Origin of the sequence: Comamonas sp. A7-5, from assembly GCF_039581385.1 — a bacterium.
GTDB lineage: Bacteria > Pseudomonadota > Gammaproteobacteria > Burkholderiales > Burkholderiaceae_C > Comamonas > Comamonas thiooxydans.
The window spans coordinates 35,663-51,368 of record NZ_JBCPWO010000020.1 but is presented as its reverse complement, the minus strand read 5'-3'; the positions used below and the strand labels follow the sequence as shown (position 1 = coordinate 51,368).

Genomic DNA, 15,706 nt, shown 5'->3' with positions numbered 1-15,706 from the left:
CACCTCACGATAAGGAAACAACCATGTCCGTGAATTACGGCTCCAAGCGCACCGTTGTCGGTGCGCACTATGGCACCCGCGACTTTCTGGCTCAACGCTCTACCGCCGTCCTGATGGCGCTGTACACCGTTGTGCTGCTGGTGCGCTTTCTGACGGTCGGCGGCCCCGTGGGCTACGAGCAGTGGGCCGGCATTTTTGCTCCCCAGTGGATGAAGTTTCTGACCCTGGCCCTCTTCGTGGCTCTGGGCTGGCATGCCTGGATCGGCGTGCGTGACATCTGGATGGACTACGTCAAGCCCGTGGGCCTGCGCCTTGCACTGCAAGTGGTCACCATTGTCTGGCTGGTCGGCTGCATCGGCTGGGGCATCCAGGTTCTGTGGCGTCTCTGATTGAGACACAGTCTCCACGATTGAAGGTTAAGAATGAGCTACTCCAAAGCAAATATCACCAAGCGCAAGTTTGACGTCGTGATCGTCGGTGCCGGCGGCTCCGGCCTGCGCGCTGCGCTGGAACTGTCGCGCGCCGGTCTGTCCGTCGCCTCGCTGTCCAAGGTTTTCCCCACTCGCTCGCACACTGTGGCCGCCCAGGGCGGCGTGTCCGCTTCGCTGGGCAATATGAGCGAAGACAACTGGCACTATCACTTCTACGACACCATCAAGGGCTCCGACTGGCTGGGCGACCAGGACGCCATCGAGTTCATGTGCCGTGAAGCGCCGAACGTCGTGATCGAGCTCGAGCACTTCGGCATGCCTTTCGACCGCAATGCCGACGGCACCATCTACCAGCGCCCCTTCGGCGGCCACACAGCCAACTACGGCGAAAAGCCCGTGCAACGCGCCTGCGCTGCCGCTGACCGTACCGGTCACGCCATGCTGCACACGCTGTACCAGCAGAACGTCAAGTCCAAGACCAACTTCTTCGTGGAGTGGATGGCGCTGGACCTGATCCGCAACACCCAGGGCGATGTGGTCGGCGTGACCGCACTGGAACTGGAAACCGGCGATCTGTACGAGCTGCACGCCAAGGCCGTGCTGCTGGCCACCGGCGGTGCCGGTCGCATCTTCCAGGCTTCGACCAACGCCTTCATCAACACCGGTGACGGCCTGGGCATGGCTGCTCGCGCCGGCATCCCGCTGCAGGACATGGAGTTCTGGCAGTTCCACCCCACCGGCGTGGCCGGTGCCGGCGTGCTGCTGACCGAAGGCTGCCGCGGCGAAGGCGCTATTCTTTTGAATAGCGAAGGCGAGCGCTTCATGGAGCGTTACGCTCCCACACTGAAGGATCTGGCACCGCGTGACTTCGTGTCGCGTTCGATGGACCAGGAAATCAAGGAAGGTCGCGGCTGCGGTCCCAACAAGGACTACATCCTGATGAAGCTGGACCACCTGGGTGCCGAAACCATCCGCAAGCGTCTGCCTTCCGTGGAAGAAATCGGCCACAACTTCGCCAACGTGGACATCACCAAGGAACCCATTCCCGTGGTTCCCACCATCCACTACCAGATGGGCGGCATCCCGACCAACATCAACGGTCAGGTCGTGGTCTGGGACGGTCAGCAGAACAATGTGGTCAACGGTCTCTACGCCGTGGGCGAATGCTCGTGCGTGTCCGTGCACGGCGCCAACCGCCTGGGCACCAACTCGCTGCTGGATTTGCTGGTCTTCGGCAAGTCTGCCGGCAAGCACATCGTGGAATTCGTCAACGGCTTCGGTGCTCACCACGAAGTGCCCGCCGATGGCGCCGACCGCACCCTGGCCCGCCTCAACCAGCTGCAGGACTCCAAGGACGGCACGTACGCCCAGGACGTCGCTGGCGAGATCCGTCAATCCATGCAGACTCATGCTGGCGTGTTCCGCACGCAAAAGAGCATGGACGAAGGCGTCGCCAAGATCAACGCGATCCGCGACAAGGTTGGCTCCGTGACCCTGAAGGACAAGTCCATGGTGTGGAACACCGCTCGCATGGAAGCCCTGGAAGTGGACAACCTGATCGAAGTGGCACAAGCCACCATGACCTCGGCCGCAGCCCGCAAGGAATGCCGTGGTGCACACACCGTGTACGACTACGAGCACCCTGCCGACCACGCCGAATTCCCCCTGGGCCGCAACGACAAGGAATGGCTCAAGCACACCCTGTGGGACAGCGCGACCAACAGCCTGACCTACAAGCCTGTGAACCTCAAGCCCCTGACCGTTGCCAGCGTTCCTCCCAAGGTCCGCACGTTCTAATTCAGCAGCCCACGAGAGAAGATCAAAATGAAGCGCACATTCAAAATCTACCGCTACGATCCGGACAAAGACGCCAAGCCCTACATGCAAACAGTGCAAGTGGAGCTGGACGGTCACGAGCGCATGCTGCTGGACGCCCTGGTCAAGCTCAAGGCCATGGACCCCTCCATCGCCTTCCGTCGCTCCTGCCGTGAAGGCGTGTGCGGCTCCGACGCCATGAACATCAACGGCAAGAACGGTCTGGCCTGCCTGACGAACATGAACACCCTCAAGGGCGACATCGTTCTCAAGCCCCTGCCCGGCCTGCCCGTCATCCGCGATCTGATCGTGGACATGACCCAGTTCTTCAAGCAGTACCACTCGATCAAGCCCTACCTGCAAAGCGATGTCTACGCATCGCCCAGCAAGGAGCGCCTGCAGTCGCCCGAAGAGCGCGAAGAGCTCAACGGCCTGTACGAGTGCATTCTGTGCGCCAGCTGCTCCACCAGCTGCCCCTCGTTCTGGTGGAACCCCGACAAGTTCGTGGGCCCGGCCGGTCTGCTGCAGGCTTACCGCTTCATCGCGGACAGCCGCGACACAGCCACGGGCGAGCGCCTTGACAACCTGGAAGATCCTTACCGCCTCTTCCGCTGCCACACCATCATGAACTGCGTGGACGTGTGCCCCAAGCACCTGAACCCCACCGCAGCCATTGGCAAGATCAAGGAGCTGATGGTTCGTCGAACCGTCTGATGCTGATGACGAATACTCTGCTCGACGAACGTGAGCGCGACCTGCTGAGGTGGCGCAGCCGCCGTGGTCTGGTTGAGAACGATCTGTTCATCGAGCAGTTCTTCGCCACCTACGGAAGCCAGCTCACGCGGAGACACGCGACTGGCCTGTCTGCCTTGATGGATCTGGCAGACAACGACCTGATGGATCTTTTCTTGCGTCGCAAGGAACCTGAAGGACAACTCGATACCCAAGAAGTCAGGGAAGTGCTGGAGATGGTGCGCAAGCGCCAGCCCGGTAACTGTCCCCAGTAGGCTAGGCAAACTAGAGAAGGAAGTTTGGAAATGAAACTCGCTGACAACAAAGCAACGCTGTCTTTCAGCAATGGCGCTCCCAGTGTGGAAATGCCGGTGTACCAGGGCAATATCGGCCCGGATGTGATCGACATCCGCAAGCTCTATGCCCAGACTGGCATGTTCACGTATGACCCGGGCTTCCTCTCTACCGCCGCCTGCCAATCCGCCATCACCTACATCGACGGCGACAAGGGCGAGCTGCTGTACCGCGGCTACCCCATCGAACAACTGGCCAAGAACTGCAACTTCCTGGAAACCTGCTACCTGCTGCTGTACGGGGAACTGCCCAACGAGAAGGAAAAGGCCAACTTCGAAGAGCTGGTGACCAAGCACACCATGGTCAACGAGCAGATGCAGTTCTTCCTGCGCGGCTTCCGTCGTGACGCTCACCCCATGGCCGTGCTGACCGGCCTGGTGGGCGGCATGTCGGCCTTCTACCACGACAGCACCGACATCACCAACCCAGAGCACCGCAACATCGCTGCGATCCGCCTGATCGCCAAGATGCCTACGCTGGTCGCCATGGCATACAAGTACGGTATGGGCCAGCCCTACATGTACCCCAAGAACGACCTGTCGTATGCCGGCAACTTCATGCGCATGATGTTCGGCAACCCCTGCGAAGAGTACAAGGTCAACCCCGTGGTTGAGCGCGCTCTGGACCGCATCTTCATCCTGCACGCCGACCACGAGCAGAACGCTTCGACCTCCACCGTGCGTCTGTGCGGTTCTTCGGGCACCAACCCCTTCGCCGCCATCTCCGCTGGCGTGGCCTGTCTGTGGGGCCCTGCCCACGGCGGCGCCAACGAAGCCTGCCTGAACATGCTGGAAGGCATCCAGGCCAATGGCGGCATCGAAAAGGTCGGCGAGTTCATGGAACAGGTCAAGGACAAGACCAGCGGCGTGAAGCTGATGGGCTTTGGCCACCGCGTCTACAAGAACTACGACCCCCGCGCCAAGCTGATGCAGGAAACCTGCAACGAAATCCTGGCCGAGCTGGGTCTGGAAAACGATCCCCTGTTCGCCCTGGCCAAGAAGCTGGAAAAGATTGCTCTGGAAGACGACTACTTCGTCCAGCGCAAGCTCTACCCCAACGTGGACTTCTACTCCGGCATCGTGCAGCGCGCCATCGGCATCCCCGTCAACCTGTTCACCGGCATCTTCGCGCTGGCCCGTACCGTGGGCTGGATCGCTCAGCTCAACGAACAAATGGCCGACCCCGAGTACAAGATCGGCCGTCCCCGCCAGTTGTTCACCGGCTCCGTGTCGCGCGACGTCAAGCCTATCGCTCAGCGTTGATCGGCACACCCAGGCCCGGATTTCCGGGTCTCAGGGTGGCAAAAAGCCCGCAGACTGCAAAGTCCGCGGGCTTTTTTACGTGCCCCCGATCTCAGCTTTGGTAAAACCATAGCTGGTTACGCAAGACACAGGTCGATTTCAAGTGTGAATCATCTCAGTATCCATTGATACAAAGCGCTAGCCGCTATAGAAATTTATGAATCGGTCCATGTCAGAAATGCGGAGCGAACCCGGAATCGGCTCTTCTATACTGGTCTTCATGCACGCAAAACGACAACGCAATCTGGAGCTGGCCCATGCCGTGCTCGACTGGAACCAGCGCCACCTGAGTCGTCACACCACGCTGAGCCGCGAGCAGGTGGCCGAATGCTTTGCCGAGCAATTCGTGGTCGAGCCCAACGGCCGCCACTATGCAGCGGACCTTGAGAGCTATCGCGAGTTTCTCGAAGGCATGAAGCAGGACATGGAAGGCATTCGCTACGACATCCGGCACACCACGGCCGACGAGGACTCCGTGGTCTTTTCCATGGATGTCTGCATCACCAAGGCAGATGGCGGCGCCCAGCACTTTGTCGCCATGCTGCTCATGCGTTTTGACGAGCACGAAAAAGTCAGCCTGTGGCACGAGGTCTATCTGCCACGCCCCCAAGCCGGCGCACAATAAGACCTCTACCGCAGACAGCCCGCGCTTCAGGGCACGAGCAAAATGGGCTGCACGGCGCCATGCGCCTCCAGCTGCCTGTGTGCCTGCGCTGCATCGGCCAGCGCAAACTCCTGCGGCTCGCCCATGCGGAAATGCTTTTTGCGCAGCGCCTCGAACAGGCGCGCGGCCATGGCATCGCGCTCTCTGGGCTTTTTGACGAAGTGAAACACCATGGGCCGGCACACGCTGTTCGACTTGGCGGCCAGACGCGCAATCTCCAGCGGCGGCACCGGACCGGAAGACTGTCCGTACATCACCAGCTGGCCGCCGATGCCCAGACTGGCCAGCGAACCATCAAAGCTGTCCTTGCCCACGCCGTCATAAGCCACATCCACGCCTTCGCCGCCGGTCAACTGCTGCACACGCACAGCCACATCCTGGGCGCCCACGCCGCGATAGCGGATCACCTCCACGCAGCCGGCCTGGTCGGCCTTTTTTGCCGTGGCATCGCTGCCTGCCGTGCCGATCACCATGGCCCCCAACTGCGTGGCCCACTGGCTCAGAATCTGCCCCATGCCGCCACCGGCGGCCTGCACCAGAATCCGCGATCCCTGGCTTACCCGAGCCACCCGGTGCAGCAGCACATCGGCCGTCAGCCCGCGCAGCAGGCTGGATGCGACCAGCGCATCGCTGAGGTCATCGGGCACGGCAATCAGCTCGTCGCCCGCAATCACGCGCTCGGCGGCGTAGATGGCATAGGCGCCAGAGACATAGCAGACCCGGTCGCCGGGCCTGAAGCGAGTCACGCCTTCCCCCACTTCTGCCACCACCCCCACGGCTTCGATGCCGGGCGTGCCCGGCAGCGCCAGCGTCTTGTAAAGCCCGGAGCGCACATAGATATCGTGAAAGTTCACGCCAATGCGCGTGTGTCGCACGCGCACCTGTCCAGCCGTCAGCGGCAGCGAAGCGACCGAGGCGATCTGCAGAACCTCAGGGCCTCCGTATTCCGTCATGACAATGGCTTGATGCGTGATCTGACTCATGGCTGATGCTCCTTGCGGGTTGTAATCCTGCGAATGTAGCCTGCACCGCGCTTGTCCCTGCGCCTCGCTGCGACGCGGCAATTCCCGCACAATGCGCCTCCTGCACACCGCTATTGATTCTTCTATGTCTTTTGCCCCCCTAGGCCTGCGCGCCGAGCTTCTGGATGCCACACTCGATCTGGGTCTGCGCGACGCGACGCCGATTCAGACCGAGGCCATCCCCGCCGTGCTGGCCGGGCGCGATCTCTGGGCCTGCGCGCCCACGGGCTCGGGCAAGACCATGGCCTATCTGCTGCCCCTGCTGCAGGCCTGGCTGGCGCAAAAGCGCGGCCACACCGGCTTTGTGCGGCCGCTGGCCACCTTGATTCTGGTGCCCACGCGCGAGCTGGCCCTGCAGGTTCATGAAAGCCTGAGCGACATCACGCGCCAGTTGCGTGAGCAACCACGCAGCCGCGTGGTCTATGGAGGTGTCTCCATCAACCCGCAGATGATGCAGCTGCGTGGCAGCGCCGACTTTCTGGTCGCCACGCCGGGCCGCCTGCTGGATCTGGTGGAGCACAATGCCGTACGCCTGAACGCAGTGCAGCATCTGGTTCTGGACGAGGCGGATCGCCTGCTGGACCAGGGCTTTGCCGAAGAACTCAACCGCGTGCTGGCGCTGCTGCCCGCCAAACGCCAAACCCTGCTGTTTTCGGCCACCTTCCCGCAGAACGTGGAGGCGCTGGCCACCCGCCTGCTGCACGACCCCGTTCGGGTGCAGGTCGATGCCGACCAGGCCGCCGAGCATTCGACCTGCCCCGAGAACATCAGCCAGCGCGCCATTGCCGTGGACGGTACCCGCCGCACCCAGTTGCTGCGCCAGCTCGTCAAGCAAGGCGAGAACCAGCCCGAATGGGAACGAGCCCTGGTCTTTGTCGCCAAGCGCCACACCGCCGAAATGCTGGCCGACAAGCTCTACAAGGCGGGCATCTACGCCACCACCTTCCACGGCGATATGAGCCAGGGTGCGCGCAAGGATGTGCTCGATCAGTTCAAGTCCAAGCGCTGGCAGCTGCTCATCACCACCGACCTGGCCGCGCGCGGCATCGATATCGCACAGTTGCCCACGGTCATCAACTACGACCTGCCTCGCTCGCCCGCCGACTATATTCATAGAATTGGCCGCACCGGTCGCGCAGGACACGCAGGTTCCGCTATTACTTTTGTCCCCCCCGCAGAAACTGCACACTGGAAACTGATCTGCAAGCGCAACCAGCTCGAAATCGCTCTGGAGCAAATTCAGGGCTTTGAGCCCACCGAAGCCGTGCCACCACCACCGGTTGCGCAAGATGGCAACGGAGGTATCAAAGGTCGCAGACCCAGCAAGAAGGACAAGCTGCGCGCTGCAGCTGCAAAACAGCAGCCTGCCGATTGAGCTGCCGCGCAAGGCCGGGGACTCCCTCGCCTCACCTCATCAAAAAGGCCGCCCTTGCGGCCTTTTTTGCGTCTGACAGAGACCGCCTTCAACCTGGCCGGACGCAGCCGCTCCCTCTTCCTGCCGCTTTTTCGACAGCGAAGTCTCCAAATTTCCATAAACCCAATTGAAATTCAATCACCAATAGATAAGAACTATTCTTACATCCGCCACTTCGATAGTCATAGACATTAGGAAACATGGTTTACATGAATTTTTTAAATAAAAATTGGTAAGCCAGGTCCCTTGGCAGCACTGCGAACGCGAGCCAAGGATGTCACTGACCTGTCTGCATGCGCCTGTGAAGCGATGCAGGGGGGAACGGCAATGAAATCGTTGAAAACACTGGCAGGGTTGACCATCGTCATTGCCTGCTCCGCAGTCCAAGCCGACGAAGCCAATCAGTCTGCCGAGACCACTCAGCCCGTCGAGGTCAATCAGTCTGCCCAGGTCAGCCAGGCTGCGGGCGCATGGCATATCAATCTGCACACGGTCAGCCACCATTTCAGCGAACGGAAACGTGGCAAAACATGGAACGAGGAAAACCTGGGCCTGGGTATCAGACGAGAGTTTTCCAGCAATTTCTCCGTGCAGGCCGGCTTCTATCGCAACAGCATCGACCGCTGGAGCACCTACGCCATAGGCGAGTACACGCCGCTGACTTTTGGCAATCTGCACTCTGGCGTTTATGCCGGCTTGCGCACCAACTACACACGCCCCGTCATGGCAGCCGCCGGAGCCCTGGTGCGCTGGCAGGGTGAGCGCTACAGCGTTACGGTCCGCGCTGCACCAAAGACCTGCGGCCAATGCTCAGCTTTCATTGCGCTCGAGTTCGGCTGGAAACTGTGATCAATTTGTAAAACGGGTACGGAACCGCAGTGCATACATTGCCAATCAGCGTTGGCAGCACCAGAGAGCACGCTAAAGTGCCAGCTCACTGTGCTTTTTGATGCCCCATGCACGCAGACTCGAATTCCGCCCTCATCACCCGCCAGCTCGAAAAAAGCCGCCAGGCGCTGCTGGACCTCTCCACACGCAACCGGCTGCTGAGCCTGCCTCAGGCCGCCACGGCACGCGTGCTGCATTTTGCGGATGAACGCACGGACGAGGTCTATCGCCTGCTGGCGGGCGAAAGCAAAGCCATGAGCTTTGCGCCGGCAAAGGCCGAGGAGGAGCAAGCGGCCGCAGACCCTCCAGAGGCCCTAGAGACACAGGCTACCCTCGCCCTGCCCCAGCCCGAAGAAAGCGTCGACGAACAGCTCGATGCGCGCGGTGTGGCCCAGCGCCATCGTGACCTGAAATTGCAGACGCGCCTGTCCAGCGAGAAGCTGCAGCGCCGGCTGCTGGACATGTATTCCGATGCCCGCACCTTCATCGAGGAACAGGGCGTCAACATCTTGTTTCTGGCGCTGGGTCAGCTGCAATGGTTCGACCGCAATGCTCCCGACAAGCCGCGTTTTGCGCCGCTGATTCTGCTGCCCGTGGCACTGGAGCGCAAAAGCGCGGCCGAGCGCTTCACCCTGTCCTGGTTGCAGGAAGACGCGGCGGAGAACCTGTCGCTGGCGGCCAAGCTCAAGGCCGACTTTGGCCTGGAGCTGCCCGAATTCAATGCCGGCGACGACTTCGACCCTCGCGCCTATCTGGGCGCGGTCGCCGCCATGGCTGCAGCCCAGCCCGGCTGGCAAGTGTTGCCCGACGCCATGACGCTGGGCTTCTTCAGCTTTGCCAAGTTCCTGATGTACCGCGATCTGGACACTGCGACCTGGCCGCCGGAAAAGCGGCTGGACCAGCAGACGCTGATTGCTGCCGCGCTGCAGGACGGCTTCGAGGCACGCGAACATCTGTTCCCCGAAGACGCCAATGTGGACCAACTGATCCCCGTCGACAGCCAGCGCCATGTGGTCGATGCGGACAGCTCGCAGTCACTGGCCATCGAAGCCGTGCGCCGCGGCGAGAACCTGGTCATTCAAGGCCCGCCGGGCACGGGCAAGTCCCAGACCATCACCAACGTGATTGCAGCGGCGATTGCCGACGGCAAGAAAGTGCTGTTCATCTCAGAGAAGATGGCGGCGCTTGAGGTGGTCAACCGCCGCCTCAAATCCGTGGGCCTTGGGCCTGCCTGTCTGGAACTGCACAGCCACCATGCCAACAAGCGCAAGGTGCTGGAGGAACTCAAGGCCACGCGCGATCTGGGCAAGCCGCGTGTGGAGCACCGCGAGCAAATCATCCATGAGCTGAGCAACGTGCAGCAGCAGCTCAACGCGCACAGCCAGACCATGCATCAGGCGCTGGCGCCCTGCACACTCACGCCCTACCAGATCCTGGGGCGGCTGGCGCGGCTGGATACGGTGCAGATCGCGCATCTGCCCGATCTGCTGCAAGGCGCACAGAACTGGTCACCCGAGGACTTTCATTCACGCCAGCAGATTGTCGAAGCACTGCGCCAGGCGGCATCCAAGGTGAGCCCGGTGGCCGGGCACCCGTGGCGCGGCGTATGCCATCCGGCGCTGCTCAAGCTGGATGCGCAACGCTTCGCCCAGCAGCTGCCGACGCTGCAAGCAATGCTGGCCCGGTTGCAGCAGGATGCTGAGCTGCTGGCGCAATCCCTGAGCGCGCCGGCGGCACAGACTCTGCAGTCTCTGCATGAGCAGATCACGCTGGCGCAGCAGCTCGCCAGTGCCCCGTCCATAGACCGGCAGGCCGTCGCCAACAGCATCTGGGATCAGGGCCTGGGCCAGCTGCACAAGCTGGTCGAATGCGGCGCCCAGTTCAGCCGGCAAGCGCAGAGCCTGCGCGGCAGCTTTGCCGAATCCGCCTGGACGGCGGACTGGAATGCCCCACGCCAGAGCATTGCAGCACATGGCGACTCGCTGTTTCGCATTTTCAACAGCGGCTACCGCGCGGCGATTGCCAACCTCAAGGGCCAGTTGAAAACGACATTGCCGAGTTCACGGGCAGAGCGTCTGAACCTGCTCGACAGCCTGATCGAAGCCCAGCAACTGCGCCAGAACCTGGGCCAGCAGCAGATCCTGGGGGCAGATGCCTTTGGCAGCCTGTGGCAGGGCGAGCAAAGCGACTGGGCGCAACTGCAGGCCGTGCTGGGCTGGATGGCCGGCCCCGACGGACAGGGCCGCAGTGCCGCCTTTCGCCAGCTGTATGCCCAGCTGCCATCGCCCGCACATTGTGCGGACCTGGCCGCCCAGTCCAGTGCATCGCTGCAGGCATTCGAGGATGCTGCGCAAAGCTTGCTGGACGGCTACCGACTCGAGACACAGGAAGCCTTTGGCGCTGCCGATCTGGCCCACATCCCGCTGGCCGACTTTGGCGAGCGCCTTGCGCAATGGGTCGCCGAGCCCAACGCCTTGCTGGACTGGACCTCGTACCACGCCACCCGTGAGCAGGCGCGTGCGGCCGGCATGGCCGTCCTGGTGCAGCAGCTCGAGAATGAATCCATTGCACAAGGAGCCCTGCCCGCCATCCTCGAACGCGCTTATTACGAAGCGCTGCTGCGTCAGGCCACTCAGGCTCACCCCGAGCTGGTCGCTTTCAACGGCGATCAGCACAGCCAGAAGGTGCGCCAGTTCCGGGCGCTGGATCTGGAGCGCATCGAACTCGCGCGCGCCCAGTCGGCACTCTCGCATTACGAGCAGGTGCCACGCAGCGCATCCGGCATGGGCCCGCTTGGCGTGCTCAATGGCGAAATTGCGCGCAAGCGCGGCCATATGCCGCTGCGCAAGCTGTTCAAGCTCGCAGGCGAAGCCGTCCAGGCCATCAAGCCCGTGTTCATGATGAGCCCCCTGTCCGTGGCCCAGTTTCTGGAGCCTGGTGCGGTCGAGTTCGATCTGCTGGTGATTGACGAAGCCAGCCAGATCGAGCCCGTGGATGCGCTGGGCGCCATCGCCCGCTGCAAGCAGCTGGTGGTGGTGGGCGACGACCGCCAGCTGCCGCCCACGCGTTTTTTCTCGCGCATGACCAGCGAACAGGACGAGTTCGACGACGAGGACGAAGACCAGCTCATCGCCGGAGCTGCCGATGTGGAGAGCATTCTGAGCCTGTGCCTAGCCAAGGGCATGCCCCAGCTCATGCTGCGCTGGCATTACCGCAGCCGCCACCAGTCGCTGATTGCGGTGTCCAACCAGCAGTTCTACAACAGCAGCCTTTACGTCGTGCCCAGCCCCTACACGGCCCGCTCGGGCATGGGGCTGCGCTTTCACCATCTGCCCGAAGGCCGCTTTGACAGCGGCGCCAGCCGCATCAACCGCATCGAGGCCCAGACCATTGCACGCGCCATCATGCAACACGCCCAGCAGTCGCCGCAGCTCAGCCTGGGCGTGGCCGCTTTCTCGCTGCAGCAAAAAGTCGCCATCCAGGACGAGCTGGAACTGCTGCGTCGCCAGCAGCCCGAGGCAGAGTCCTTTTTTGTGGCCCATCCCAACGAACCCTTCTTCATCAAGAACCTGGAAAACGTGCAGGGCGACGAGCGCGATGTGATCTTCATCTCGGTGGCCTATGCGCGCAACGCGCAGGGCTATCTGCCCATGCGCTTCGGCCCTGTGAGTGCCGATGGAGGCGAGCGCCGCCTGAACGTGCTGATCTCGCGCGCCAAGCAGCGCTGTGAGGTGTTTTCATCCATCACCGCCGACGATATCGACCTGGAACGCGGCAAGGGCAAGGGCGTGGCCGCGCTCAAGGTATTCCTGCAATACGCGGCCACCGGTCAGTTGGCCCTGGCCGGCATCAGCGGACGCGATCTGGAGTCGCCGCTCGAAGAAGATGTGTACGAAGCGCTGACGGCCCAGGGTCTGCAGGTGCAGACTCAGATCGGCATTGCGGGCTTCTTCATCGATCTGGCCGTGGTCGATCCAGAACAGCCGGGGCGCTATCTGCTGGGCATTGAGTGCGACGGCATGAGCTATCACCACAGCCGCTCTGCGCGCGACCGTGACCGCCTGCGCCAGTCCGTGCTGGAGAGCCAGGGCTGGACGCTGCTGCGCATCTGGGGCTGCGACTGGTTCCGCCAGCCGCGTGCCCAGACCGAGCGTGTCCTGGCCGCCGTCGAAGCTGCCAGGCAGCGCAAGCAGGCCGAACCAGTTCAGCCGCTAATGCCCACCCATCAGTCACAGACTGCCACAGAAGTCATAGAACGCGCAGCACGGTCCGATGCCGAAAGCGCCGAGACGGAATCGGCCACCGGCCCTGACGACAGCCTCTATCAGGAAGCCCGCTTTGCCGTTCCCGCCGGAGAACTGCACAACCAATCCACCGCAAAGCTGGCCCAGCTGATGCACCAGGCAGTGGAGCTGGAAGGACCGATTCATTTCGACGAACTGGTCACCCGCATGCGTACGCTTTGGGGCCTGCAACGCGCCGGCAGCCGCGTGCGCGATGCGCTGGAGCAGGCACGCCAATCGCTGCTGGCCGATGAGGCACTGGCCGCAGAAGGGGAGTTTCTCGACCTGCCGGGACGAGCGGTGCGGGTACGCAATCGCGCAGAGGTCGGCTCGGCCAATCTGCGCCGCATCGATTGCCTGCCGCCAGCCGAGATCCGTGCAGCGATTGCCCTGGCCCTCAGGAGCAGCCTGGGCGGCCAGCGCGAGGAACTGCCCGCTGCTGTGGCCCGGCTGCTGGGCCTGAGCGCTGTCACCGCGCCGGTACGCGAGCTGGTGCTGACGCAGCTCGATGCGCTGCATGGCAGCGGCGCCGTGGCATTCAACGGGACGCTGTATCGACTGCCGACCTGAGTCCTGAGTCAGTGGTCGTTGCTGACCTTGCGGTCCTCGCTCTTGGCCTCCTCCATGGCCTCGGGCTCCAGTTCCTCCGCCGAACGATTCAGGTGAACAAACACCCCCCAGCCGACCATGAGCATGCCGACGGCAATGACCAAGGCGGCGGAATACAGCAGCTTCTCGGGCTGCTCCTGGGCCTTGAAGGTGGCAACCAATCCCTCGACGGCCAGGGCGACCACCAGCACCACCATAAAGCGTGAGAGAAAGCGACGCACTCTTGTCGGGCCGCTGATATGGGCATCGCGCACCACCTCTTCTTCAATCACGGTCTGGGAAATCTGCAGAGCCACCACGCCTGAGGCCAGAATGCCCAGCGCCTCCACCACATGCAGCGTGGCCTCCGGCTCCAGGCCGGCAGCAATCACGGCCCAGGCCTTGGTGACGGCCATCCAGATCAGGCACAACGCCGCCAGGCCGAACAGCAGGGCAATCAGCGAATGGGTCAGGGTGTAGAGCCAGTGAACAAACTTCATGAGCAACTCCAAGACCGTGTTGACGATCCATCGCCGTCCATGCTTGCAGACTTGACCTGGCCGCTTCGTAGGACAGTCAAGAAAACTGCTGGCTCAATACAAAGAGCGCCCTGTTTGCCCTGAGCATTCCCCAAATCTGCCTACCATTGGCATATGCCTCGCCAGAACACCAGTCCCGCAGAGTTTCCGCCCGCCATTCTTTTGCAGATAACGCAGCTGGCCCAGCACATCGTGGCCCAGCGCAAGAGTCGGGGCGAAACACAGACGCAATGGGCAGAGCGGCTGGGTATTTCCCAGCCCACCATGGCACGCATAGAGCGCGGTGACCCGGCCGTGGCCATGGCGACCTATGTGTCCTGCCTGTGGCAGCTCAATCCCGAGCTGGATCTGACCCGGCTGCTCGCCCCCAAGGCTCCAGCCCTGGCCCCCGCATCCCGCTCGGATGCCCCCTGCCTGGACAGGAAAAAAACTGCAGCGCCAAAGAGGGCGAAGTCCGCCGCCGAACCTGCCGTCGAACCTGCCGTCGAGACCGCGAACCACGATGAGCAACAGGCGCAGATCGAGCGCAATTTTGCGGCAGCCAAGGCCGCTCTGGATTTCTTCAAGAGCCCTCTGTTCTGATCGGCTTGCCGAAAAACCGGTTGCTTCCGACCGAATGCCTCAAGCGCATCAGTCTCCGAACCGCTCCCGGTAAGCGACAGGTGTGATACCCAGCTTGCGCACGAACAGATGTCGCAGCGCCTGCTCCGAACCCAACCCGACCTTCGCGGCCACGGTCTTGAGGGGCACAGAGCCCAGATTCTCCAGCAGCTGCTTGGCCCGCTCCAGGCGAGCGTTTTCCACAAAGCTGCTGGGACTGCAGCCGGTCTCCTGCTGAAAGACGCGACGAAAGTTGCGCTCGCTCATCGCCGCCTTGTCCGCCAGCAGCGCCAGCGGCATGGGTTGGTCCAGATGCTCCAGCACCCACTGCTGGGCAGCCTGCACTGCGCTGTGCTGCGTGGCCTGCGCGGCCAGGGACACGCTGAACTGCGACTGGCCGCCGGGGCGTTTGAGATACATGACCAGATCGCGCGCCACCTGCAGTGCCAGCGCATGGCCGAAATCATGCTCCACCACCGCCAGCGCCAGATCAATGCCGGCAGTGACACCGGCCGAAGTCCAGAGCTGACGCATGCCGTCGCTGTCCTTGATTTCGTCGCACACATAGATCGCATCGGCATCCACCTGCACCCGCGGATAACGCTGGGCAAGCGCCCCGGCCACACTCCAGTGCGTGGCCGCGCGGCGATCATTGAGCAAACCGGCTGCTGCCAGAAAAAAACTGCCGCTGCACAGCGCGATCATGCGCCCGACCCCGGGAGCCACTCGCGCCACCCAGTCCACCAGCTCTGGCGAAGCCGCCAGCACCTGCTCGATATGGCGCGCGCCTACCAGCAGCACCGTGCACCCCGTGCCCTCGGCCTCGACCTGCGCCAGGGTATGGCTGGCCTGCAAGCCCATCAAGGTGTCCGAAGGCACCAGACCGGCCTGTGACGCCACCACCCGCACCACATATCCGTCAGGCAGGCCTTTGTGCCGCAAATGCACATTGGCATAGTCAAACACGGACATGGGGCCTATGGCCTCCAGCGCCTTGAAGCCGGGGTAGACAACCAGATCGACGCGGTGGGCGCCAGCGTGATGGTGTTCCATACAAAAATCAGAGCAGTTCAAG

At 62.5% G+C, this 15,706-nt stretch carries 13 protein-coding genes; 10 read left to right on the top strand and 3 right to left on the bottom strand.

Features of this window, described 5'->3' with window-relative positions:
- Positions 1-23 precede the first annotated feature (23 nt).
- The 6 genes from sdhD (at position 24) to AAIL67_RS22645 (ending at position 5,258) form a co-directional block, all read left to right on the top strand.
- Positions 24-389 carry a succinate dehydrogenase, hydrophobic membrane anchor protein gene (gene sdhD / locus AAIL67_RS22670; RefSeq protein ID WP_003063575.1) on the top strand — a complete coding sequence of 122 codons (366 nt, stop codon included), beginning with the start codon at positions 24-26 and terminating at the stop codon, positions 387-389.
- 33 nt (positions 390-422) lie between these two features.
- Positions 423-2,228, top strand: a complete 1,806-nt coding sequence (gene sdhA, locus AAIL67_RS22665) for a succinate dehydrogenase flavoprotein subunit (protein WP_034356849.1) — start codon at positions 423-425, stop codon at positions 2,226-2,228.
- A gap of 27 nt (positions 2,229-2,255) precedes the next feature.
- Entirely contained in the window at positions 2,256-2,960 is a 705-nt protein-coding gene (locus AAIL67_RS22660; protein ID WP_003053210.1) for a succinate dehydrogenase iron-sulfur subunit, read from the top strand.
- Positions 2,960-3,253, top strand: coding sequence for a succinate dehydrogenase assembly factor 2 (locus AAIL67_RS22655; protein ID WP_003053208.1), 294 nt, complete (start codon positions 2,960-2,962; stop codon positions 3,251-3,253). The genes AAIL67_RS22660 and AAIL67_RS22655 overlap by 1 nt, the downstream gene beginning before the upstream one ends.
- A 30-nt stretch (positions 3,254-3,283) precedes the next feature.
- Positions 3,284-4,594 carry a citrate synthase gene (locus tag AAIL67_RS22650; RefSeq protein WP_003063579.1) on the top strand — a complete coding sequence of 437 codons (1,311 nt, stop codon included), beginning with the start codon at positions 3,284-3,286 and terminating at the stop codon, positions 4,592-4,594.
- 259 nt (positions 4,595-4,853) lie between these two features.
- Positions 4,854-5,258, top strand: coding sequence for a nuclear transport factor 2 family protein (locus tag AAIL67_RS22645; protein WP_238585735.1), 405 nt, complete (start codon positions 4,854-4,856; stop codon positions 5,256-5,258).
- A gap of 26 nt (positions 5,259-5,284) precedes the next feature.
- On the opposite strand, the gene AAIL67_RS22640 is transcribed toward AAIL67_RS22645, so the two are convergent.
- Positions 5,285-6,280, bottom strand: coding sequence for a quinone oxidoreductase (locus AAIL67_RS22640; protein ID WP_343485171.1), 996 nt, complete (start codon positions 6,278-6,280; stop codon positions 5,285-5,287).
- A gap of 124 nt (positions 6,281-6,404) precedes the next feature.
- Between AAIL67_RS22640 and AAIL67_RS22635 the strand changes: the two genes are divergently transcribed.
- The 3 genes from AAIL67_RS22635 (at position 6,405) to AAIL67_RS22625 (ending at position 13,474) form a co-directional block, all read left to right on the top strand.
- The gene (locus AAIL67_RS22635) at positions 6,405-7,694 is read left to right on the top strand and encodes a DEAD/DEAH box helicase (protein WP_343485169.1); all 1,290 of its coding nucleotides are present in this window, start codon (positions 6,405-6,407) and stop codon (positions 7,692-7,694) included.
- 366 nt (positions 7,695-8,060) lie between these two features.
- Complete coding sequence (locus AAIL67_RS22630; RefSeq protein WP_034356860.1) at positions 8,061-8,582, top strand: hypothetical protein; 522 nt, start codon at positions 8,061-8,063, stop codon at positions 8,580-8,582.
- Between the two features lie 107 nt (positions 8,583-8,689).
- Positions 8,690-13,474 (top strand): DUF3320 domain-containing protein, encoded by a 4,785-nt coding sequence (locus AAIL67_RS22625; protein ID WP_343485168.1) that lies wholly within the window; start codon positions 8,690-8,692, stop codon positions 13,472-13,474.
- Positions 13,475-13,482: 8 nt separating this feature from the next.
- On the opposite strand, the gene AAIL67_RS22620 is transcribed toward AAIL67_RS22625, so the two are convergent.
- On the bottom strand, positions 13,483-13,992 hold the full coding sequence (locus AAIL67_RS22620; RefSeq protein ID WP_003063591.1) for a hypothetical protein: 510 nt from the start codon (positions 13,990-13,992) through the stop codon (positions 13,483-13,485).
- Between the two features lie 153 nt (positions 13,993-14,145).
- Between AAIL67_RS22620 and AAIL67_RS22615 the strand changes: the two genes are divergently transcribed.
- On the top strand, positions 14,146-14,613 hold the full coding sequence (locus AAIL67_RS22615; protein WP_343485167.1) for a helix-turn-helix transcriptional regulator: 468 nt from the start codon (positions 14,146-14,148) through the stop codon (positions 14,611-14,613).
- Between the two features lie 48 nt (positions 14,614-14,661).
- Here AAIL67_RS22615 and AAIL67_RS22610 read toward each other — a convergent pair whose 3' ends face one another.
- On the bottom strand, positions 14,662-15,684 hold the full coding sequence (locus AAIL67_RS22610) for a helix-turn-helix domain-containing protein (protein WP_057092816.1): 1,023 nt from the start codon (positions 15,682-15,684) through the stop codon (positions 14,662-14,664).
- Positions 15,685-15,706 lie beyond the last annotated feature (22 nt).